The organism is Idiomarina sp. (genome assembly GCF_019431395.1).
GTDB lineage: Bacteria > Pseudomonadota > Gammaproteobacteria > Enterobacterales > Alteromonadaceae > Idiomarina.
In genome coordinates this window covers 1,552,299-1,573,889 of the sequence record NZ_CP080268.1, presented here as the reverse complement: position 1 = coordinate 1,573,889, position 21,591 = coordinate 1,552,299, and the positions used below count along the sequence as shown (strand labels likewise).

Sequence of the window (21,591 nt, the reverse complement as noted above, 5' to 3'; positions counted from 1 at the left end):
AGCTACAACGCGAGTGCGCAGCACGAGCCCAAACCGCGCGCAGCGGCCCAAACCAGAATCAATCGATAGGATAATGTAGTGAAGAAAACAGTTATTTTGGCCTTAACGGCCATCCCGCTGGCAGCCTCGGTTATGGCACAAGAGCCAATGGAAATAATTGAAGTGATGGGCCGCGACAGCGAACAGTTGGTATTGCCGTCGGAAGATGAAACCGAGGGATTATTTGGATTGGCTGAGAGTCTCAAGGATATTCCGCGTGCGGCGACGGTGATTAATGAATCGCTGATGCAGGAGGCCGCGATTGATGACTTGCATGATATAGCGCGTTTTGCACCCAACAGTTATGCCGCCGCGGGTTTTGGCAATCCATCGTTGCCGACCATTCGTGGTCAGTTGGGCGAACTATACGAAGCTGGTATGCGCCGTCAGGCGGGTAATAATGGTTTGGGCATTCCAATGTCGTTTAATGCCATCGAGGGCATTGCAGTGGTTAAGGGCGCACCGCCGGTGATGCTGGGCACCAGCCAACGGGTCGGCGGTTTTGTTAACTTACAGCCCAAAACCGCCAACGTTAACCGCGAGCACACGCGACTGACCGGTGAATGGGGGCAATGGAGCCAGTACCGTTTGCAGTTAGACCACAACGCGGTGTTAAAAAGTGATGAACACGCATTGCGGGTCAGTGCTGAATATATCGATGAAGATAGCTTTTATGATTATCACCAGCACCGCAGCGATGACTTACTGGTCGCTTACCAGTGGCAGCCGAATAGCGATACCCAACTTGACGTTGCGCTGGAATATTACGACGTCGCCTGGACCGATAATGCCGGCATCAACCGGCCAACACAGAACCTCATCGATAATAATTTATACATTACCGGCCAGGGCGTACAGCCTAACGGGTCGACCGTGCCGGGGGCCGGTGCGGTGATTAGCCCGACCGGGGAAGTGCGCATTGATCGCAGCACCACACTGAACGATCCACGCGACACTAATACCGCCGAAACGACCTTGCTGCATGCTAAGTTGCAGCATTACTTTAATGACGATTTGGTGTTGGTTAATCGCACTTATTATCAGTATTTAACCCGCGAAGGCATCAATCAGAATAGCTTTGTCGAAATCATCGATGACGCCCATACCTTTGAGAATCGCACCGAGCTGCATATTGCCAAAAAGACGGTGATCGGTGCTAACTTGCGGGTTAATGATGTGTTGGGTTATAGCCAGTTCACGACCGAAGCAGACAATCCAATCGATTTAACAGGCCCGCTGAGCAACCGTCGCATTCCGTTGACTGATGCGCAGCAAGCGCGGTTAATCGAGCTGCGACCGGGGCTTTTTGTGTCGCCGGGCGGCCAATACGATTTAGACGGCGATGGTGCCGGTGATTTTAATCTGTCGGATACCACCGACTCGACCAGCTATCAGTGGGGCGTGTTCGCGCAACACGAGCAGGCACTAACCGAACGCTGGAGCATCACCGGCGGCGTGCGGGCCGATTATTATGACGTGGAAGCCGAGGATCCGCTGGCGCCGGCTGGTGTTGACGCGAAACGTGACAGTTACAGTGACTGGTTATCGGCGCTGAGTTTATCCACGCAATATGCCTGGACGCCGGATTTAACCCTGTATGCAACTGCCTATAAAAGCGACTCGACCTCGAATTCTATGGCCGGTGGCACCGTGCTGAATACGGCTGGTGTGATTGATGAACAGAACTTTGCCACCGAAAACGAATTGTATGAAATTGGCCTAAAATACGCACCGTCTGATGCGCGCTGGTATGCCGACGCGACGTTGTTTGACCAAACCCGCAGCCTGCGTAATCGCGATGGCTCTAACAGCGGTATTCGGACCGAAGGTATTGAAGGCCAGTGGCATTTTGCTGCTGATTCATACTGGGTGACGCTGGCCGCCAGTTATATTGATGCCTATTGGGACAACTCGGCGTCGTCGCAGGGCACCGGCCAGGTTGCTGATGCCTTTGATGATTCGCGTCCTGATATTATCGAGGGCACCGGGTTGGGCTCGCCAAATTTCACCTTGTTCCCGGCATCGACCCAGCAGTTGCAGGGCATTCCTGAAGTACAGGCTTCGATGGTAGCGGGCTGGTCAATTACCGAACAATGGTCGGTCGGCGGTGATTTAAGCTATACCAAGCACTTTCCGCTGGATTTTTTGCAGACCGTATTTATCCGCGATCAGCACACCCTGAATCTGCACACGCAATACCATGTGACGCCGCAACTGAGCGCACGGCTGGATGTATTTAATGTCACCGATCAGGATAACTGGTCACCGGTATTCGAGGGCGGCTATTTTGGTGCCACACTGGCATTTCCATCGCAGCCCGTACACGCTCAGTTAAGTGTGCGTTACGCATTTTGAGGTTAGTTTATGTCATTGAAAAAGCTACTGTTGCTGTTGGTTATTATTGCGCTGTTTATCAGTGTATTTGCGTTCGATTTGACCCAGTACTTATCGCTTGATGTGCTTAAAGAAAAGCAGCAACAACTGAATCAACTTTTTGCAGCGCACCCGTTCAAAGTATTTGCGATTTATTTTGCCATTTACGTTATTTCTACAGCACTTTCTCTGCCCGGCGCGACGGTATTAACACTAGGGGCCGGCGCAATATTAGGGTTTGGTTGGGGCTTGTTGTTAGCTAGCTTTGCCGCCTCTGTTGGCGCTTTCTTATCATTTTTAAGTGCCCGTTTTATTTTGCGCGACTGGGTACAGGCCAAATTCGGTGAGCGACTGGATGCCATCAATCGCGGTATCGAGCGTGACGGCGCGTTTTACCTGTTGAGCTTGCGACTGGTGCCGCTGTTTCCGTTTTTTGTCATCAATCTGGTCATGGGGCTGACCCCGATCAAAGCCTGGACTTACTATTGGGTCAGTCAGGTGGGTATGTTGCTGGGGGCTGCGGTTTATATCAACGCCGGTACTCAGCTGGCGCAAATCAGTAGCCCTGGCGACGTGGTTTCTGCTGATCTTATCGGCGCGTTTGTATTATTGGGCATTATGCCGATCATCGCCAAATTCATCTTGAGCATTGTGAAGCGCCGTAAGGCATTCAAAGGCTACCAAAAGCCGAAATTGTTCGATAATAATATGGTGGTTATTGGTGCCGGCTCTGCCGGGTTAGTCAGTGCTTACATAGCCGCCGCGGTAAAAGCGAAAGTCACACTGATCGAGCGCGATAAAATGGGCGGCGACTGTCTGAATACCGGCTGCGTGCCCTCTAAAGCCTTGCTGCACGTGGCGAATGTGGCACACCAGGCGCGTCAGAGCGAACATCTTGGCGTTAAAGCTGACAATGTGCAGGTCGACTTTAAGCAGGTAATGCAACAGGTACAGGACGTTATTGGTAAAATCGAACCCCATGATTCGGTGGAGCGCTATGAGCAGCTGGGTGTTAATGTCGAACTCGGCGAAGCGCGTATTGTGTCCCCATGGGAAGTCGAAATAACCCAAAATGGCGAGACCAAAACCATCACTACCCGTGCGATTATGGTGGCGACCGGGGCCCGCCCGTTAGTGCCCGAATTTGAAGGACTGGGTAACATCGATTACCTGACCTCCGACAACTTGTGGTCGTTGCAGGAGTTGCCTGAACGACTGGTAGTACTCGGCGGTGGCCCGATTGGCTGTGAATTATCACAGGCCTTCCAACGGCTAGGTTCACAGGTAACCCTGGTGGAGATGGCGAATCGTATTTTGGGGCCGGAGGATCAGGACTCGGCCGAATTGTTAACTAAGCAGCTGCAAAACGATGGTATTGACTTAAGAACCGGTCACAAAGCCAAGCGCTTTGAACAGCGCGACGGCGAAAATATATTAGTGGCCGAACATAATGGAAAAGAGCAGCAAATTCCGTTCGACCGGGTGCTCATAGCGCTGGGTCGTCAGGCTAACGTCAGTGGTTTTGGCCTGGAAGAGCTGGGTGTCGAAGCCGATCGCACTATCAATACCAACGAGTTGCTGCAAACCAATTACCCCAATATTTATGCCTGTGGCGATGTCGTGGGTCCGTATCAGTTTACTCACGTTGCCTCGCACCAGGCCTGGTATGCAGCCGTTAATGCCTTGTTTGATCCGTTAAAAACCTTCCGCGTGGATTATTCGGTGATCCCCTGGGTCACTTATACCTCACCGCAGGTGGCAAACGTCGGCCTGACCGAGCAGCAGGCGCAACAACAGAATAAAGCGTACGAAGTCACGACCTACGATATCGGTGAGCTGGATCGGGCGATAGCCGATGACAATGCCTATGGACGGGTTAAGGTATTGACCGTGCCGGGCAAAGATAAAATCCTCGGGGTTAATATTGTCGGCCCGTCTGCGGGTGAGCTGTTAGCGGAATATGTGCTGGCGATGAAGCACGGCATTGGTCTTAATAAAATTCTCGGTACCATCCATAGCTACCCGACGCTGGCAGAAGCCAATAAATACGTTGCCGGTGAGTGGAAGCGTGCTAATGCGCCGCAGAGCTTGCTAAACTGGGTGGAGAAATTCCATCGCTGGCGGCGGAGCTAACATGCGCACGTTAATCCTCAGCTTATTGTTATTACTGTCTAGCGTAGCTTGTGCGCAGCCGCAAACGGTCTACTTTTATGCCTGGGGCGGCAATCCGGCGGTTAACGACTACCTGCGCTGGGCAGCACGTGAGCTTAAAGCGCAGGACATCGAATTGCGCCACGTTAAGGTGGCGGATATTGCCGAGGTGGTAAAGCAATTAACCGACGGCCGCAGTAACGCCGACTTGCTGTGGATAAACGGCGAAAACTTTCATGCTCTAAAAGCAGCGGATAAGTTGTACGCGGCAGCCGAACAGGTGCCAAACCTGGCCCATGTGCGGGACGAATTGAACTGGCAAACCGACTTTGGTGAACCGGTCGATGGTTTGGAAATACCCTGGGGTGTGGGTCAGTTTTACCTGCTCAGCTGTCAAGCCTGTTTAACCGGGAACACCATTTCAGCCGAAGAGTTACTGCTATACGCCGAACGCAATCCCGGCCAAGTTAGCTATCCGAAACCACCGGAGTTTCACGGCACGACCTTTTTAAAAGCGTTATTACTGTCGTTAAGCGAACAAGATGAGGTGTTCCAGCAGCCGGTATCGGCAGTCGATGCCGAAAAACTCACGCAACCGTTGTGGAATTACCTACAGCGACTGCATCCGCTTTTATGGCAACAGGGCGAGAACTTTCCCGCGTCGGCTTCGGAAATGCGTAATTTATTTGCCAACAGCGCGTTGGATATCGCGGTCAGTTTTAACCCCAACGAAGTGCAAACACTTGTTAATCAAGGCGGATCCCTGCCGGGACCCAGCGGGTCACCCTGGGTGATGCCGCGATTACCAACCATCACTATTTGGCGATCCCTGCGTCGGCTAAGGCGAAAGATGCGGCCGTTGAGGTGATTAATTTTATGCTCAGTGACCAGGCTCAGCTGCGTAAAGCGCAGCTTGATGGCTGGGGCGACCCGGCGGTTGTCGAACTGTCAGGCGCCAAAACAAACGCATTGTTGCCGGTAGCACCGGATTTTCACGCCAGTTGGCAAACCTACCTGGAGCAGGCGTGGTTAGAGCGCTTTCAGTAACGGTATTACTGGTATTAGTCGGTGCGCCGCTACTCGCGGCATTGCCGGCTTTGCAATTGCCATCGACTATTGACTGGGCGCTATGGACCTGGCCATTACTGCAAACACTCTTAGTAACAGGGGGCAGCGCGCTGCTGGTTGCCTGGCTGAGTTTTGCGGTTGCCCCTGTTATTGCGAACAGCCGCTGGTTTAATGGTCTTAGCGTGGTGCTGGCAACACCGCATGTTGCCTTTGCTGTGGGGATTGTGTTTTTGTTCAGCCCTACGGGTTATCTGGTACGCCTTGTCGAAGCCATGACCGGGCTGCTGCCGACACCGCCGAGCGGCTGGCCATTACCCGATAAGTCGCTGTTAACGTTGACGCTGGTTTTGTTGCTTAAGGAACTCCCTTTTATGTTGTTGATGGTCAGCACCCAGCTAAAACAAATTCCCTATCAGCGCTGGTTGTTGCAGGCGCAGAGCATGGGCTGGTCGGCACGCCGCAGCTGGTGGACGCTGATTGTTCCGGTGCTGTTATCACGGCTAAAACTCCCTCTGGCTGCCATTATTATTTATACCGTGTCGGTCGTTGATATCCCGTTGTTATTAGGCCCCAATGCGCCGGGTTTACTTGCCGTGGTGGCTTTTGAACAACATTACCAATGGGGCAATCAGGATAATGCCAGTCAGGGCGTGTGGCTGCTGATATTAACCAGTGCCCTGGCATTGGCGGCGATGTTGATGGCTATTCGCGCGTATCGGTGTGTGGCTGAACGCTTACGGCAGCAGTTTGCTAAAACGTCGCGACGGCAATGGCATCTGTCGCTTGCCAGCCGCGCCGTTGCGGCGGCTTTGGTTGTGGTGTCGCTACTGGTTATCGGGATGTTAGTGGTACAAAGTATTGCCGGCGCGTGGTTTTATCCCGATTTACAGCCCGGCGCATGGCAGCCGCAGCGCTGGATAACCGAGTGGCCCTATGTGGCGCCACTGCTATGGGATACGTTTTGGGTTGCTCTAGTTAGCGCTATAGCATCGGTGGCGGCAGCGGTTACGGTATTAGAGCGACAACGACAGCGCCGGCAAAAGCAGCTGAAGGTATTGCCATTACTGTTGTTGTTAGTGCCGCAGTTGGTGTTGGTTCTGGGCTGGCAACAGCTTGCAGGACAGGGCTCTGAAGGCGCTGTTTTACTGTGGTCGCATGTGGTATTTGGCTTCCCTTATGCATACCTGGTTATGCACGGCGCCTGGGTGAATTTCGACCAGTGTTGGCTTTATCAGGCGCAAAGTCTGGGCTACAGCTATGGCCGCGCCTGGTTTACACTGGTGCCCCGGATGCTGAAAGGACCGCTGCTAACGGCCTTTGCTATCGCCTTTGCGGTGAGCATTGCGCAATATCTGCCGACGCTGTGGCTGGCAGGGGGGACCTTGCCGACCTTAACTACCGAAACGGTCAGCATCGCCTCCGGCGGCGACTGGCGTTTGGCTGCGGTCTATGCAGTGATGCAGACGTTATTGCCATTGCTGGTATTTAGTTTGGTTTTAATGATTCAACGTCGACAACGGGGAACACAAGTCAGTGTCTGACAATACGGATTCATTACTGATTCGACAGCTTGACATCAGCCGGCAGGGTAAGTCGCGGATCAGTCTGACGGAACTGCGGGTTAAACCCGGTGAGGTGGCGACCATCGTTGGCCCCAGTGGCAGCGGCAAAAGTACGTTATTGCGCTGGGTTCTGGGCGAGCCGCTGCATGATTTTAGTGCCAGCGGCGAACTTTGGCTGGGTGGCAAACGTATGGATAAAGAGCCCATTGAGCGGCGTCAGATTGGCTTGATGTATCAAAAAGGTGACCTGTTCCCACACTTGACGGTATTGCAGAATTTATTGTTTGCGCTGCCGCGGGTTGGCAAAGCAGAGCAGCGGCAACGTGCAGAGCAGGCACTGCAGGCGGTGGGATTACAGCATAAACGAACGGCAATGCCGGATGAGCTCAGTGGGGGGGAACAATCGCGTATTGCGTTGATCCGATCGTTGCTGGCTGAGCCTGAGGCCATTTTGCTGGACGAGCCGTTTTCGGCGCTGGATACGCAATTGCGTCGGCACATTCGCGAGTGGACTTTTGCGCAAATCAAACAACGCAATATCCCGGCCATTTTAGTGACGCATGATGCGGCTGACCATGGTCAGGGCCCATTGGTAGAACTTGGGGAAACACATGTTTGATCCGGTTATTACGCCGCTAACGCGAAAAATACTCGAGCCAGCAGCGGGCTGGTTAGTTAAGCACAATATCAGCGCCGACCAGGTAACGGTGAGTGGTTTCTTAATTGGTTTGCTGGCAGTGCCGGCACTGGCGTTCGAGTTTTACACTGTGGCGCTGCTGTTTATTTTATTAAATCGCCTGGCCGATGGCCTGGATGGTGCGGTAGCTCGGCAGACTCAGCAGACAGATGCCGGCGGCTATCTGGACATTGTACTGGATTTTATTTTTTACAGTGCGGTAGTGCTGGGATTTTTGCTGGCAGATCCGACGCAAAATGCGGTGGCCGCCGGGGTGTTAATGGTGACCTTTATGGGAACCGGCTCAACGTTTTTAGCCTTTGCCGGTATTGCCGCCAAACGTGGTATCGAGAACCTCGATTACCCGAATAAATCGTTGCACTACATGGGCGGTTTAACCGAAGGCTTCGAGACCATACTGGCGTTTGTGCTGTTCTGCCTGTGGCCGCAACACTTCGTTATGCTCGCGTACGTATTTGCCGCTGCCTGCTGGCTAACCGCGCTAACCCGCCTGTACAGCGGCTACCGCACACTTTCATGACTTGTTTGGCGTTGCTAATGATATAACCGCAGAGGCGCAGAGCCCGCAGAGAAAATACTTTAAAAGGGAAAACAAATTTAACCACGGAGAACACGGAGAGCACGGAGAAAACCTTTACAAGGGAAACACAAACCCTGAATGTTTTGGTTTTACATTTCTAAATGTTTTCTCCGTGTCCTCCGTGTCCTCCGTGTCCTCTGTGGTAAATGTTTTTAGTGTTTTAGCAAAAAGGGTTTTCTCTGCGGGCTCTGCGTCTCTGCGGTGACATCTCTGGTGTTTAGCCTGTAAGGTGTTTGTTCCGTTATATTGGACGGGTGAGAAGATGGAAGCGATTATACGACTGACAATTTTTCTTAGCGTGCTGGCGTTGATGGTGGGCTGGGAAGTGGCGCGGCCTAAGCGGCAGCCGCGGTATAACCGTTGGCAGCGTTGGCCGGCGAACCTCGGCATTGTTGTTATCGATACGCTGGTAACGCGTTTGTTAGTGCCGGCTGGTGTGGTAGGCGCGGCGCTATGGGCACAGCAGCAGGGCGTGGGTTTGTTCAATATGCTGCAAGTGCCCGCTTGGCTTGCTGTCGTGGCGAGCTTTATGGTACTGGACATTGCCATCTACTGGCAGCATCGCGCGTTTCACCGTATCCCCGTTTTATGGCGTCTGCATCGCGTACACCATGCCGATCCGGACTTTGACGTAACTACTGGACTGCGCTTTCATCCCATCGAAATAGTCTTAAGTCTGGGCATTAAAGCGGCCGTGGCTGTCGCGCTGGGCGCACCGGTTTTGGCGATTATCATTTTCGAAGTGGTATTAAATGCCTGTTCGCTGTTTAACCACGGCAATGTGGCACTGCCGCCAAAGTTAGAAAAAGCTGTTCGTAAGGTATTGATCACACAGGAACTTCACCGCATTCATCACAGCAGTATAAAAAAAGAAACCAACTCCAACTACGGTTTTAGTGTTAGCTGGTGGGACCATCTGTTTAACAGCTACACCGGCCAACCTCAGGCTGGCTCAGACAACGTCGACATCGGCCTGACCGACTACCGCGACGCCTCGCTCACCACCAAACTTTGGGGCCTGCTGCGTATTCCTTTTGGGTAAATCAGCTGTTTGTGCCTGCGGCACGGCTATTGGTCGCTTCGCGACGGCTGTTGGCAACATCGCTTCGCTCGTTGCGGCTGTTTAAAGACAAAAAGACACTTAAATGTATCCAGCAATAAAGCCGCAGCGGCCGAAGGCTCGCTGCCAATAGCCGTGCCGTAGGCACAAATAGCCGCCCGCAGGGCAAACAGCCGCCGCAGAGTGGCAAGGAGCCGCCCGCAGGGCAAATAGCCGCCGCAAAGTGGGACAAAGCGTATCCCCGCCGGTGGAAGGTTGTCGAAGCATACAGATAATGCTATATAGTACACAAAATATTAACAAAACAAGGTGCGCGCATGGACAGAGATGCGATCCTTTTGCGTAATAATGTCAACGTTCGTGGTGATGGAGATACCACGCTGCTTTTTGCTCACGGGTTTGGCTGTGATCAAACTATTTGGAATCAGGTAGCCCCGCACTTTTATAACAAATGTAAAGTCGTGTTGTTTGACTACGTTGGTAGCGGTGAGTCTGATTTAAATGCCTACGATGAACATCGTTATGACTCGCTCGATGGCTATGCACAAGACCTAGTCGAGGTAATTAAGGCGCTCGAGCTGGATAACATCGTGCTGGTTGCTCATTCGGTCAGCGGTAGCATTAGCGCTATTGCCTACCCGGAGATTAAGCAGCGGTTAAAGCACATCGTTATGCTGAACCCGTCACCGCGTTACATCCATGACGAGCCGGATTACGAGAGCGGCTTTGCTAAGGAAGACGTGGATCAGCTGATTATGATGATGGAACAGAACTTCTTCGGCTGGGCGCAAACACTGGCGCCGCAGGTGATGGAAAACCCCGAGCGGCCGGAGCTAACCGAGCAATTACATCATCACTTTACTGCCGGTGAAAATCGTATCGTGCGTGCGTTTGCCCGCGCGACCTTTTATTCGGATACACGTGACAAGCTTAGCTCGGTCGACTGCCCGGTGACCATTTTGCAGGCCGATAAAGATATCGTCGTGCCGAAGCAAGTTGCTGAGTATACCGCTGCACACTTGCCTAACGCGACGCTGGAAGAAATAGATGCGCGCGGGCATTATCCCCACGTTAGTGCGCCCGAACTGATAGTGCGCCACATTGAATCATTAATCGAATCGTCTGACATTACGGTATGAGTCAAGCTATCCGCGACTGGCCCATACGTGCGTTGACGCTTGAATTAGACGGGCGAACCATTAAAGATGTGAGTCGGGCGTTTGCTGCGCATATGGGGCAAACGCCCGAGCAGCTTATCGATACGTCTATCGACACCATACTGACCGCCGCCTCGCGGTTATACTTCTTATCCGCCCTAGATCCAAAGTTACGCCAAAACCTGGACTGTGAACAACACACGCTTTACTTAAAAACGCCGCTCGGCGGTTTGCCGTTTTTAACATCGGCACACCCGCAACATGCTAACCAGGCCTTATTTGTTTTTATGCCGGCGGAGCAACACCTGGTACTGCAACAACAACTGATCCAGGAACGCGACTATACTGAAAGCCTGAATCGCGATTTAAGCAGGCAACAACACCAGTTAATTGAGCAGCGTAACCGCCAAAAAGAGTTGCTGGAAAAGCTTGAAAATACTAACCATGAATTACTGCAAACCGAAAAGCTTGCCGCGCTGGGTCAACTCGCTGCAGGTATCGCGCACGAAATTAACAACCCGGTGGGGTATATTCAGTCGAACCTTAATAGCCTGGATCATTATCTAACGACATTGCTGGCTATTTTAGCGGATGCCAGGGGCGACGACATCAAGCAGCGTCTCGCCGCTGAGAACTTTGACTTCATTAAAGATGACCTGGTGGATTTGCTAAACGAGAGCCAACAGGGCGTGCAGCACATCACCAGCATTACCCAAGCGTTAACGCAATTTACCCGCGCCCCGGGTAAGGAGCAAACCTGTGAGCTGCATGATCAAATCAATACCACCTTGCGGGTTATAAACAACGAACTTAAAAATAAAGCTCATATCCAGCGCCAATTTATCCAAACTCCGGTTAGGGTCAAGTTTGATCCGGCGCAGCTTAACCAAGTGATGATGAACCTGCTAATCAATGCAGCGCAGGCTATCGAACGGTTTGGCGAGATCCATATCGTCAGCGAAACTGACGGCAATTACGCCAAAGTTACGATAACCGACAGTGGTGTGGGGATGGATGAACATACCCTGAACCATGCGATAGAGCCGTTTTTTACCACCAAACCCGAGGGTGAAGGCACGGGGCTGGGGTTATCGCTGGTGTATAACATGATACGTCGGCATTTTGGCAAACTACAGATAGACAGTGATGTCGGGCAGGGCACAACAGTGACTTTGTGGCTACCGCTAGCACAGGAGCGTGACAATGACTCAGATAGCGAATCCGGAACAACATATCGGTAGCTCGGCGGTTGCGTGCAGCTGACGCGGCTGCAGTTTCAAGTTTATACGCAGCGTTTAGGCAGTAATAAAGTTGCCTGGTGCTTTGCCGATAACGGACAGGGTTTTAAAAACCACCATGCAAAACGCCTGTTAAAGCCGTTTAGTCGTGGTCAGGGAGTCGAAACCATAGCCGGTAGTGGCATGGGATTGGCGCTGGTGGACAAAATTGTTGACTTACATCATGGAATGTTGACTATAGAGAGTTCGCCTGAACAGGGATGCTTAATTAAGGTGGTGCTGACGCAGGCCGCTGAAGGATAAACGATGACATCTGATGCATTATTATTACAACTACTAGAAGATATGCCCTCGGCCGCATTGCTGGTCACACTAGAGCGAAAAATTCTGTATGCCAACCCGGCAGCAGAGTCAATGCTGATGCAAAGCGACATTGAATTACGTGATCGTATTTTGCCATTAAATTTTGAGGCGGATTCGTTGTTAGGCGCGACTGGAACCTTGGCTTTGCCAAACGGTACAGAGAGCTTCCGGTTAGGCATTTTAACGTACCAACGTTTTGGCACGGCAACCCTGTGCGAATGGTACATTTAGAAGACGTATCCCCACTGCAGGGGCTGCAGGAGAAAGTTGCTAAGTTTGCGAATTATGACACGTTAACCGGCTTACCTAATCGCAGCTTGTTAGAAGACCGCCTAAAACAGGCGTTTAGTCTGGGTCAGCGAAATCAAGGTTGTTTGGCTGTAGTATTTTTTGACCTCGACGGCTTCAAGCCCATTAACGACACCCTCGGCCACGAGCTCGGTGATAAGTTGTTGCAGGCCGCTGCCGAACGTTTTAAACAACACATACGCCCGGGCGATACGCTGGCGCGTTTGGGCGGCGATGAGTTTGTGGTGGTATTGCCGGATTTAAGTCATCCCAGCGACGCCGCGTTGGTTACAGAACGGATGCTCGCATCTATTGCCGAACCTTTTGTCATTGATAACAACGAGTTGCCGATTTCGGCCAGCGCAGGTATTGCCACTACTGAGTTGTATGACGAACAACCGTTGCAACTGGTGCGTCAGGCAGACATGGCGATGTTCGAGGCGAAAAAGCAGGGGCGCAATAATTATCAGTGGTATGATCCCAAGTTGGATGAATCGACTAGCCGCACGCTGAAAATTCGTCATGCGCTCAAAGCGGGCATTGAGCACAAGCAGTTTGAACTGCACTACCAGCCTCAATTTGATTTAGCCAATAACGAAATTATCGCTTGCGAAGCCTTGGTGCGCTGGAATCATCCAGTCATGGGCATGATTTCGCCAGTCGAATTTATTTCAATTGCGGAAGATACCGGCCAAATCGTTACCCTGGGACGTTGGATCCTGCGCCGGGCATGTAAAGATTTTGCTGAACTGCGTAACCGCATGATTCCTGAGGCGACGGTGTCGGTAAATATCTCGGCTATTCAATTGTTGCGGCAGGAATTTGTTGGTGACGTGGAAGCGGCGTTGAAGGAATCGAAGTTACCCGCGCGCTGTTTAGTGCTGGAAATGACCGAGTCCGTGCTGGTAGAAAACCCGCAGTTGGTTAGTCGTAAGTTGTCAGAACTTGAAGATTTGGGTGTGCACGTGGCTTTGGATGACTTTGGTACGGGCTATTCGAGTCTCAGCTATTTGAAAGACTTAGCGGTCGATTGGGTTAAGATTGATCGTAGCTTTATTCAGGAGCTGACGCATGACAGCCAGAATGCCGCTATTACCGAAGGCATTATCTCGATGGCGCACCACTTAAAGTTACAAGTGCTGGCAGAAGGTGTGGAGACCAGCGCGCAACGCGGTTACTTGCGGCGGGCCAATTGCGATGCCATGCAGGGCTTTTTGATGGCCAAGCCCATGCCTAAACCAGCGTTAATTGAGTTTATTAACGACTACCAGGCGGATGCTGCCTTTGATGACGAACGGGAAGCGCGGACGTTGTTGATTGTGGATGACGAGGAGAACGTGCACAAATCACTGCGGCGCTTATTGATGCGGGATGGTTACCATATTCTGACGGCATCAGGGGTTAACGAAGCCTTTGATTTACTCGCGCAAAACCGCGTCGATGTGGTGTTATCCGATCACCGCATGCCGCAAATGCAGGGCGTCGACTTTTTAACGCATGTGCGCTCAATGTATCCGCACACAGCCAGAATAGTGCTGACCGCCTATCAAGATGAGGAAGTACTGTCGAAGGCATTAAACGAAGGCGAAGTATTTCGCTTTTTAACCAAGCCTTGGGACGACGAAAAAATACGCCAGGCGGTGAGGGCGGCGCTAGCCAGCTAGCTGACAGCTGGCGCTGCTTGGCGCGGCCTGCGGCCGCTTGCTTGGCGGCGCGGGCTTCGCCGCGCCTTGCTGGGCACTCGCGTTGCTCGTTTGCCTGGCGGCGCTGCGCGCCTTGCTAAACCAGGCTCGTGCTGCGCACTCGCTTAGCGATCGTTTGGCTCGTGCTTCGCACTCGCTTTATGTCGTTGGCTTCTCGTCGACTGCGGGCTCGCCCCGCCGGTACGTTCGGCTCCGCCTCTCTAAACCGGCGGCTACTTACGATATGCAAGAGGCCCTCTTCATCGCGAGCGCCATTTCATTTTTATTGTGAGGGTGTTGAATTCTTTTTTTGAATTCATGCACGACGGTATTCAATGCACCGATTGCTGGTGCGATCACCTTGCTCTCAGTTTGCCTGGGTGGCATAATTCGCGCCGTGTTCCCGTAGCTCAGCAGGATAGAGCAGCCGCCTCCTAAGCGGCAGGTCGCAGGTTCGACTCCTGCCGGGAACGCCACTCACACCTGAAAAGAATTCAACGTCCAAACACAAAAAATGAGATGGCTCTGCAGTCGTAGCAGAACCTTTGCATATCGTAAGTAGCCGTCGGTTTAGAGAGGCGAAGCCGAACGCACCGGCGGGGCGAAACCCGCAGTCGACGGGAAGTCTGTTTATCCGCGGGCGAAGCCGAACGCACCGGCGGGGCGAGCCCGCAGTCGACGGGAGGTCTGTTTATCCGCGAGCGAAGCCGAAGGCGGCGCCTAGCGTTCCCGCTCTACCGGAATAACCCAGTCGTTAACCTGTACGTTGGTCAGAATACCGTCGCCGTTTAATTCGGCCACGGCGGTGTTGTGCTGTACCTGGGTAACTTCAACGGTAAATTCACTCACCTGCCATTTTTGCCGGTAAAGACCTTCGTTATCAACAAAGTTTGACGGGTGCACCACCTTTAACTGATCGCCAACACGCACGCCATGTTGTTCGCCCAGGTTAAATTGAATTTGATTGTCCTGTTGCCAGACAACCCGGCCGCGAGTGGGTTTACAACGTAATTGATCGCGTACGCCGGCGGCTAGATCTTCAATGCCGGTCATCAGTGCCGCACCGAATGGTTTATCCCAAAACTCATTAGCGGCAACGTCAACAGCCTCGTTGCGGTCGTAAGTCCAGGCCTCAATATCACTAACCCGGGCGCGGGTCAGTAATTCACCACTGCTGGCATTTAACAGGTACAAGGTCAGTGCATAGTTGCGGCGGTAATCTGAATCCAGGTAACCCCAACCACGTTCAATTTCAACCATAGACAAATCATCGAATAGGCCAAACACCACATACTGGCTGTCATTTGCCATGCCGATTTCGCGCGCCATCATGCCAAGCTGTTCTAAATTAAGCCGGTTTAACGCGTCATTAAGGCCGGTATTACGCGACAGTGTATGGCTGACAAAAATACGGTCACTGCGGCTGGCTATTTCCCGTGTCAGACGATTGGCTGCGACCTTGCCTAACGACCAAACTTGCCCAAACGCACCATGTTCGCGGTTACTGAGTTCAAAGGGCACAACCGTTAACGCGACCTTGTAATTATCCGCCTGACAGGAGTTATCCCGGTTCCAGATTTCGGCCTGTAGCAACACAACCACGCGGTCATCACGAACCTCTTCGCGAATAATGTTAACCCTCTCAATATCGCCGGACGCACTGATTTGAGTTTGGTTGGTGCTGAGTACACCGTTAACGATAGATTGAACGCTGGATATTGAACTTCCACTAATTAGTAAGGCCTGCTGCAACGCGCTTTTAATAGCACGCTCGCGCGCTTCATCGGTGTCGCCGTTAACAATGCGCGCACTGCCCTGAGCTTCGACGACGCGCGCTTCGGCCGTAACGGCAAACACCAAAACTAACGCCAGAAGTATGGTTTTCCAGTTCATTCACTACCCGCTTGACAGAATTTTGTCGGTATTTATTAACTGAACTGACAGAAGCAAAAAACGTACCACTAAGGATTTAGTAGTAGACCACACGTTTAATTTTCTGCTGGCGGCTGGTGCTTTGGTAAATGCGGTGCACCTTCTGAAAGTCCAACTTCAGTTCAGTGGCATAATACTCGCCGACGGTATAGGTGCGAATAACCTCGGCACCACGGATAACACCATCGACCGAGGCCTGGAAGGTATCGTTAGTCAGCGCCCAGTTCTCGACTGAACTGCCGCCGGCAATACGTTGCCCATAAACCTGCTCGGCGAGCTCGCGGTAGGCGGCTAGTTTGGACGCGCGCATGGCGGCTAGATCCTTGTGCTGCTGGTTATCACCGGGTTGATCCGCAATCGGCGCGTAGCCAACCGCCGTTAAGACCGGGAATTGATCCGGGGTTTCGGTTTCCCACTCCACGTGTTGCTGGTCGTAAGCCAAATCATAATAAGCACTGCAGCCGGATAACAGCATGGATGCAGCAATGGCGAATGTAGCAGCGTATCGTTTCATGACAACCTCGTCGTATTTGCGGTAATACCTTACGTGATACCTGCTATAACGGCAGCTGCACAAAAATCTTTAGGTTCAAATAGTCAGCCTAAAGACTAAACTTCTGCAACAGCTTAATCACCATCGGGTGCTGAAACGGCCGTTTAAGCGTAATCGCATAAAACTGCTCATACACATTAGGTAGCTGCAAATAACGCGTCAACTGGCCGGAATTTAGCTCGTCCCGTACAACGACGTCGGGGATCACGGCCAACGCACCGGTATCACGGGTTAGCAGCCGTAACATGGCCATGTCGTCGGCCTCGGCCAGAATAATCGGCTGCCAGTTATACTCAGCACTGAGCATATCAAACGCCGAGCGCAGCGTTAGATTTTCCGGCGGTAATACCCAATGTTGGCCAATTAACGCATCAGAAGTCAGCGCATCGATACCCAGCCCGGGTGGGCCAATTAATGATACCGGCTGACGTGCCAGTAACCGACTTTGCCATAGTTGTTTATCACCGCCGCGGACATTGGTATTGGCCAGCGCAATATCAATTTGGTGATTCGCCAACTCGGTAAATAGCTGATCCGGCGTCATCGAGTGCAGACGGTAATGCACTTGCTGCTGATGCACCAGGTCACTGATAAAGGCCTCGACAAAGTTACGCGACATCGTCGACGCATGACCAATGCGGATAACCGCAGGCTGCGATGACGAGCCGTCCTTGATTTGCTGCACCAGACTTTCGCCTTCGGCAAAAATGCGATCAGCATGCTGTTTGGCAATATGACCGGCTTGCGTCAATACCAGTTGTCGTCCCCGACGTTCGAATAACGCCGTCCCCAGCCAATCTTCCAGCTGTTTAATTTGCGACGATAATGCCGATTGCGACACATGCAGCTTTTGCGCGGTCTGGGTTAAATGACCACTATCGGCAACATGCCAAAAATAAAATAAGTGCTTATAATTCACGCGAGCCTCTTAAATGTTCTTTTAAAAAGAACGAATTATTAGTTTATATCTATTTTACTTAACATTGTCCAGCCGCCACACTACCCAAGTTAATTATTTGGTAATACGTAGGACGGGGTATGGCAGAACTGCTGACAATTTCAGGAATTCGCCCCATATTGCTGGCGCTGGTGGGCGTGCTGGCGATGGTGGTGCTGCGCTATTCGTGGCGTAATTTTCGTTTAGACCCGCGCCGCGGCGTTTTTATGCGCTACATGAGCCTGTGTCTGGCTGCGGTGCTGGTACTCATTGTCAGTAATCACTTACTGCTGTTCTTTGCCGCCTGGGTGTCGATAAGCCTGCTATTGCACCAGTTACTGATGTTTTACCCCGAGCGCGACAGGGCGGTGTTAGCGGCGCACAAAAAGTTTATTCTGGCTCGCTGCTCCGAAACCTTTCTGGGCATCGCACTGCTGCTAATTTATCTGCAAACCGGCACCGCAACACTTGATCGGGCATTATCGTTGATGCCGCAGGCGCCTCACCTGATGCAGCATGCTGCGGGCATTTGTCTGGTGATGGCGGCGCTGATTAAATGTGCCCAGCTGCCACTGCATGGCTGGTTAATTCAGGTGGTGGAAGCGCCGACACCGGTATCAGCATTGCTGCACGCCGGCATTATTAATTTGGGCGGCTTATTACTATTGGTCACTAAACCGGTGTGGAGCGTCTCCACGCCCGCCATATGGCTACTGTGCCTGGTGGCTGCGGTGTCCTGCTGTGTTGCGGCATTAATTATGGCGACACGGATCAGCATAAAAGTTCGGCTTGCCTGGTCTACCAGCGCCCAGATGGGTTTAATGCTGCTGGAAATCGGCCTCGGTTACTACGATCTGGCGCTGCTGCACTTGGTCGCGCACTCGGTTTATAAAGCGCACGCGTTTTTGTCGGTGAGCGAAGTGGCGTACATCAAGCAATCGGAAGCGCGTTCACTGCCGCGGGTAGTGATGGTGTTTGTGCTGTTCCAGCTTGCCTGTATTGTCGCGGCGTGGCTGCTCACCGGGTCGGCTAAATGGCTGCCATCGGCGCTGTTGGCTATGGTCCTGGCCACCATTTGGATGAATTTAAACCGCAGTGGCTGGCGGCTGTTACTGTCTTCAGCACTGGTTATCAGTTATGGCCTGCTGGTGTGGGGTGCTGCGCAGATCATTGAGAATCGTGATATTTCGCTGCCATTAGAGTTAGCCACCGCCGCCATCGCTAATGTGTTTGCCATTTGCTATTGGCTGATACATCACACCCCGCAATATGCTGTCAGTCAGCGCTGGTTTATCAGTTTAAATGCCGGTTTGTATCTGGATGAATGGCTGACCCGGTTAGTGCTGTGGCTATGGCCGAGCCATCCGATCCACTACTATCAATCACGCAATAATGTCAGTGCTGTAAAGGGAAAGTTGTATGAGCAAACTCGCTGAAGTTGCCGCGCAGGCTGTCGCTAACGTCGCCCCGCAATGGCCGTTGCCACAATGGGTGGCGGTTAATCCCTTGTGGGAATTTCGGCATCGCCCGCTGCCGGAGGTTGCCGCTGAATGGCGCTATTGTGGTGACGTGGCGTTAACCATGAGTGCCGAGTTTTATCTACAGCAGGCAGAGCAGGGCGGTATCGATGCAGAACTGATTAGCGAGGATATGCGGCTGGATTTACTTAAGCTTCGCGAAACGCCGCGCTTTTATAATATCAGCCATCTGGTTGATCGCTATCAGCAGCGCCGCCGCAAAATGCTGTGGCACGACGAGGTGGTATTCCAAATAAGCCAGAGTTGCGGTTTGTTTATGCAGTTTCCGCGGCGCTTTCAGGGGCAGGGCAGTGCCAGTTCGCTTTACCAGCACTGGTTAACGATTTCGCGCGCGGACCGCGGTATCGAAACACTGATGGATGAAGAAGATCTGAACCAACTGTTTGCCGCCTTGCCCGATACACCAGCCGCGCTGTTTCAGGCCTGCGAGGAAACGTATCTGGCGTCGGCTGGTGATAGCGAACAGCGCTATTATTGTCAGGCACTGCTGACTGACGTGCTCGGCTGGGCCGCAGCCTTAAGCTATCAGGACCGTCAGTACGGCAGTGACTGGCTGATCCAGTTATTGGCGATTCGCATGGCCTGGGATTTTATTTTGTGGCAGCTGGCAGAAATGACCAACGCGGACGTGTTTGCATCCATTGCGGACCATTTCAGGCAGCAATCAGCCAATAGCCAACAGGCGTTAGAGCAGATAAGTGAGTGCCAGGCGGTATACTGGCAATGGCAAAAAGCTTACGAGAAAACCCAGCTTAAGAAACTACAGTTTAAGCCGGCGCCTGAGGTGTCGGCTGATAAACCTGAGTTACAAGCGGTGTTTTGCATCGATGTGCGCTCTGAGCGCTACCGCCGCGCTTTACAAGCTGCCGGGCAAGCACAAGGCTTGCCAACCAGGACTAAAGGCTTTGCCGGCTTTTTTGGCGTACCGCTGGGGCGCGAAGACGAGCAGCAACAACGTATTCCGCATGTTCCGGGTTTATTGAGCCCGAGCTTTTACGTTAAACAGCAAGGTACTGACGCGCCGCTAAAAGATCTATTGTCTCGTGCATTTAATAGCCCGGCATCGATGTTTACCGGGGTCGAAGCACTGGGTCTGAGCAAACTGGTGGAATTGATCAAGGGCAAACCAGGCTTGTTGGATACCGCGACATTTAACGCCGATTCAGAGATTTATCACAACGGGCAACCGGTCACCTGCGATCAACTGGCGGAGATGTGTGCGCAGGCATTGGCCGGTATGCAATTGACCGAATTCGCTGAACACGTGGTGCTGGTCGGGCATGGGGCTAAGCACAGTAATCACGCCCAGCGGGCGGGCTTGAACTGCGGCGCCTGTGGTGGCGAAACTGGAGCCCTTAGTGCCCGCGTATTGTGCCATTTACTGAATCAGTCGGCTATTCGCCAGCGTTTGTCCGCCCACGGCTACAACATTCCCGGCAATACGGCCTTTTATGCTGCTTTGCATGAGACAGTGACCGATGAGGTTTTTTGGCTCTCGGACGATGTCCCGGAAAAGCTGCAGGCAACGTTTAAACAGGCCAGTGGGGCGCTGCAGCAGGAACACAACCGTGCAACCCGTGCCAACCACTGGGCCGAACTACGGCCGGAATGGGGCCTTGCCGGTAATCAGGCTTTGTTTTTTGGTAACGCCCGGCGTTTAAGCGAGCAGAACCCGCAGGGCCATACCTTTTTGCATGATTACGACGCGCAACGTGATACTGACGGCTCATTGCTTACTGCATTGCTATCAGCACCGGGATTGGTGGCGAACTGGATTAACTGGCAGTACTACACCGCGGTGACCGAGCCCGCCCGTTTAGGCAGTGGCAATAAGTTGCTGCATAACCGCGTAGCCAATGATATCGGCGTATTCGAAGGTAATGGCGGCGACTTGCGACTGGGGCTTGCCTGGCAGTCTGTGCACGACGGCGAAGATTTCGTCCATAAACCGTTGCGTCTTAGCGTCATTATCGAAGCAGACGACGAAGCGCTTATCCACAAAGCCCTGGCACAAGCCAGCGACTTTAACCAATTGTACCAACATCAATGGATTGACGTTTACCGACTCAACGCAAGAGGTGATCTATGCCCAATCGAGTAAGAACCGACAGCGATAAAACGTCAGCGCCGTCAACGCGCACCTGTTATTTATTGAAAGATCTCTACGACTGCATTCGCAATCGGCCGTTCAACAAGCCGTTCAGCCTGCAGCACGAAGATGGCAGTGTCGATGAGGCATTAAAAACAGAGCAAGACATGAAAAACGCATTATGGCGACGTAAAAACCCATTTTTACAGCGCCCGGTAGTTTTTAAGTGTTAAAAACACATAAATATGGTTATGTTTAGTTGACGAACTATTATTTTGTGCTAT

At 52.3% G+C, this 21,591-nt stretch carries 19 protein-coding genes and 1 tRNA gene; 17 read left to right on the top strand and 3 right to left on the bottom strand.

The window, feature by feature from the left end; genetic code table 11:
* Window positions 1-78: 78 nt before the first annotated feature.
* The 14 genes from KZ771_RS07760 to KZ771_RS07695 all read left to right on the top strand — a co-directional run bounded on the left by KZ771_RS07760 (window position 79) and on the right by KZ771_RS07695 (window position 14,734).
* Window positions 79-2,394: a TonB-dependent receptor gene (locus KZ771_RS07760; protein ID WP_290652724.1), complete on the top strand. Its 2,316-nt coding sequence runs from the start codon at window positions 79-81 to the stop codon at window positions 2,392-2,394.
* A 9-nt stretch (window positions 2,395-2,403) separates the two neighbouring features.
* Entirely contained in the window at window positions 2,404-4,545 is a 2,142-nt protein-coding gene (lpdA, locus tag KZ771_RS07755; RefSeq protein ID WP_290652722.1) for a dihydrolipoyl dehydrogenase, read from the top strand.
* 1 nt (window position 4,546) lies between these two features.
* Window positions 4,547-5,431 (top strand): ABC transporter substrate-binding protein, encoded by an 885-nt coding sequence (locus tag KZ771_RS07750; protein ID WP_290652720.1) that lies wholly within the window; start codon window positions 4,547-4,549, stop codon window positions 5,429-5,431.
* Window positions 5,432-5,439: 8 nt separating this feature from the next.
* Window positions 5,440-5,610, top strand: coding sequence for a hypothetical protein (locus tag KZ771_RS07745; protein ID WP_290652718.1), 171 nt, complete (start codon window positions 5,440-5,442; stop codon window positions 5,608-5,610).
* Window positions 5,589-7,172, top strand: a complete 1,584-nt coding sequence (locus KZ771_RS07740; RefSeq protein WP_290652716.1) for an ABC transporter permease subunit — start codon at window positions 5,589-5,591, stop codon at window positions 7,170-7,172. The genes KZ771_RS07745 and KZ771_RS07740 overlap by 22 nt, the downstream gene beginning before the upstream one ends.
* Window positions 7,165-7,812, top strand: coding sequence for an ATP-binding cassette domain-containing protein (locus tag KZ771_RS07735; protein WP_290652714.1), 648 nt, complete (start codon window positions 7,165-7,167; stop codon window positions 7,810-7,812). The genes KZ771_RS07740 and KZ771_RS07735 overlap by 8 nt, the downstream gene beginning before the upstream one ends.
* Complete coding sequence (locus tag KZ771_RS07730; protein ID WP_290652712.1) at window positions 7,805-8,410, top strand: CDP-alcohol phosphatidyltransferase family protein; 606 nt, start codon at window positions 7,805-7,807, stop codon at window positions 8,408-8,410. Before KZ771_RS07735 ends, KZ771_RS07730 begins: the two co-directional genes overlap by 8 nt.
* Window positions 8,411-8,732: 322 nt before the next feature.
* Window positions 8,733-9,512, top strand: a complete 780-nt coding sequence (locus KZ771_RS07725) for a sterol desaturase family protein (RefSeq protein WP_290652710.1) — start codon at window positions 8,733-8,735, stop codon at window positions 9,510-9,512.
* A 335-nt stretch (window positions 9,513-9,847) separates the two neighbouring features.
* Window positions 9,848-10,669 (top strand): alpha/beta hydrolase, encoded by an 822-nt coding sequence (locus KZ771_RS07720; RefSeq protein WP_290652708.1) that lies wholly within the window; start codon window positions 9,848-9,850, stop codon window positions 10,667-10,669.
* The gene (locus tag KZ771_RS07715) at window positions 10,666-11,928 is read left to right on the top strand and encodes an ATP-binding protein (RefSeq protein ID WP_290652706.1); all 1,263 of its coding nucleotides are present in this window, start codon (window positions 10,666-10,668) and stop codon (window positions 11,926-11,928) included. The genes KZ771_RS07720 and KZ771_RS07715 overlap by 4 nt, the downstream gene beginning before the upstream one ends.
* 12 nt (window positions 11,929-11,940) lie before the next feature.
* Entirely contained in the window at window positions 11,941-12,228 is a 288-nt protein-coding gene (locus KZ771_RS07710) for an ATP-binding protein (protein ID WP_290652704.1), read from the top strand.
* Window positions 12,229-12,231: 3 nt separating this feature from the next.
* The gene (locus KZ771_RS07705) at window positions 12,232-12,519 is read left to right on the top strand and encodes a PAS domain-containing protein (RefSeq protein ID WP_290652702.1); all 288 of its coding nucleotides are present in this window, start codon (window positions 12,232-12,234) and stop codon (window positions 12,517-12,519) included.
* Window positions 12,507-14,240, top strand: a complete 1,734-nt coding sequence (locus tag KZ771_RS07700) for an EAL domain-containing protein (protein ID WP_290654826.1) — start codon at window positions 12,507-12,509, stop codon at window positions 14,238-14,240. The genes KZ771_RS07705 and KZ771_RS07700 overlap by 13 nt, the downstream gene beginning before the upstream one ends.
* A 417-nt stretch (window positions 14,241-14,657) precedes the next feature.
* A tRNA-Arg gene (locus tag KZ771_RS07695) sits at window positions 14,658-14,734 on the top strand.
* Between the two features lie 244 nt (window positions 14,735-14,978).
* On the opposite strand, the gene KZ771_RS07690 is transcribed toward KZ771_RS07695, so the two are convergent.
* The 3 genes from KZ771_RS07690 to KZ771_RS07680 all read right to left on the bottom strand — a co-directional run bounded on the left by KZ771_RS07690 (window position 14,979) and on the right by KZ771_RS07680 (window position 17,662).
* Complete coding sequence (locus KZ771_RS07690; protein WP_290652700.1) at window positions 14,979-16,151, bottom strand: flagella assembly protein FlgT; 1,173 nt, start codon at window positions 16,149-16,151, stop codon at window positions 14,979-14,981.
* Window positions 16,152-16,227: 76 nt separating this feature from the next.
* Window positions 16,228-16,665 (bottom strand): LPP20 family lipoprotein, encoded by a 438-nt coding sequence (locus tag KZ771_RS07685; protein ID WP_290654825.1) that lies wholly within the window; start codon window positions 16,663-16,665, stop codon window positions 16,228-16,230.
* 127 nt (window positions 16,666-16,792) lie between these two features.
* Complete coding sequence (locus KZ771_RS07680; RefSeq protein WP_290652698.1) at window positions 16,793-17,662, bottom strand: LysR family transcriptional regulator; 870 nt, start codon at window positions 17,660-17,662, stop codon at window positions 16,793-16,795.
* A 119-nt stretch (window positions 17,663-17,781) separates the two neighbouring features.
* Here KZ771_RS07680 and KZ771_RS07675 point away from each other — a divergent pair, with 119 nt between their 5' ends.
* The 3 genes from KZ771_RS07675 to KZ771_RS07665 are packed head-to-tail and all read left to right on the top strand — an operon-like array spanning window position 17,782 to window position 21,540.
* The gene (locus KZ771_RS07675) at window positions 17,782-19,116 is read left to right on the top strand and encodes an NADH-quinone oxidoreductase subunit L (RefSeq protein WP_290652696.1); all 1,335 of its coding nucleotides are present in this window, start codon (window positions 17,782-17,784) and stop codon (window positions 19,114-19,116) included.
* Complete coding sequence (locus KZ771_RS07670; protein WP_290652694.1) at window positions 19,100-21,319, top strand: putative inorganic carbon transporter subunit DabA; 2,220 nt, start codon at window positions 19,100-19,102, stop codon at window positions 21,317-21,319. Before KZ771_RS07675 ends, KZ771_RS07670 begins: the two co-directional genes overlap by 17 nt.
* A complete protein-coding gene (locus KZ771_RS07665) occupies window positions 21,304-21,540 on the top strand; it encodes a hypothetical protein (protein WP_290652692.1) in 237 nt (78 codons plus the stop codon). Before KZ771_RS07670 ends, KZ771_RS07665 begins: the two co-directional genes overlap by 16 nt.
* Window positions 21,541-21,591: the final 51 nt, after the last annotated feature.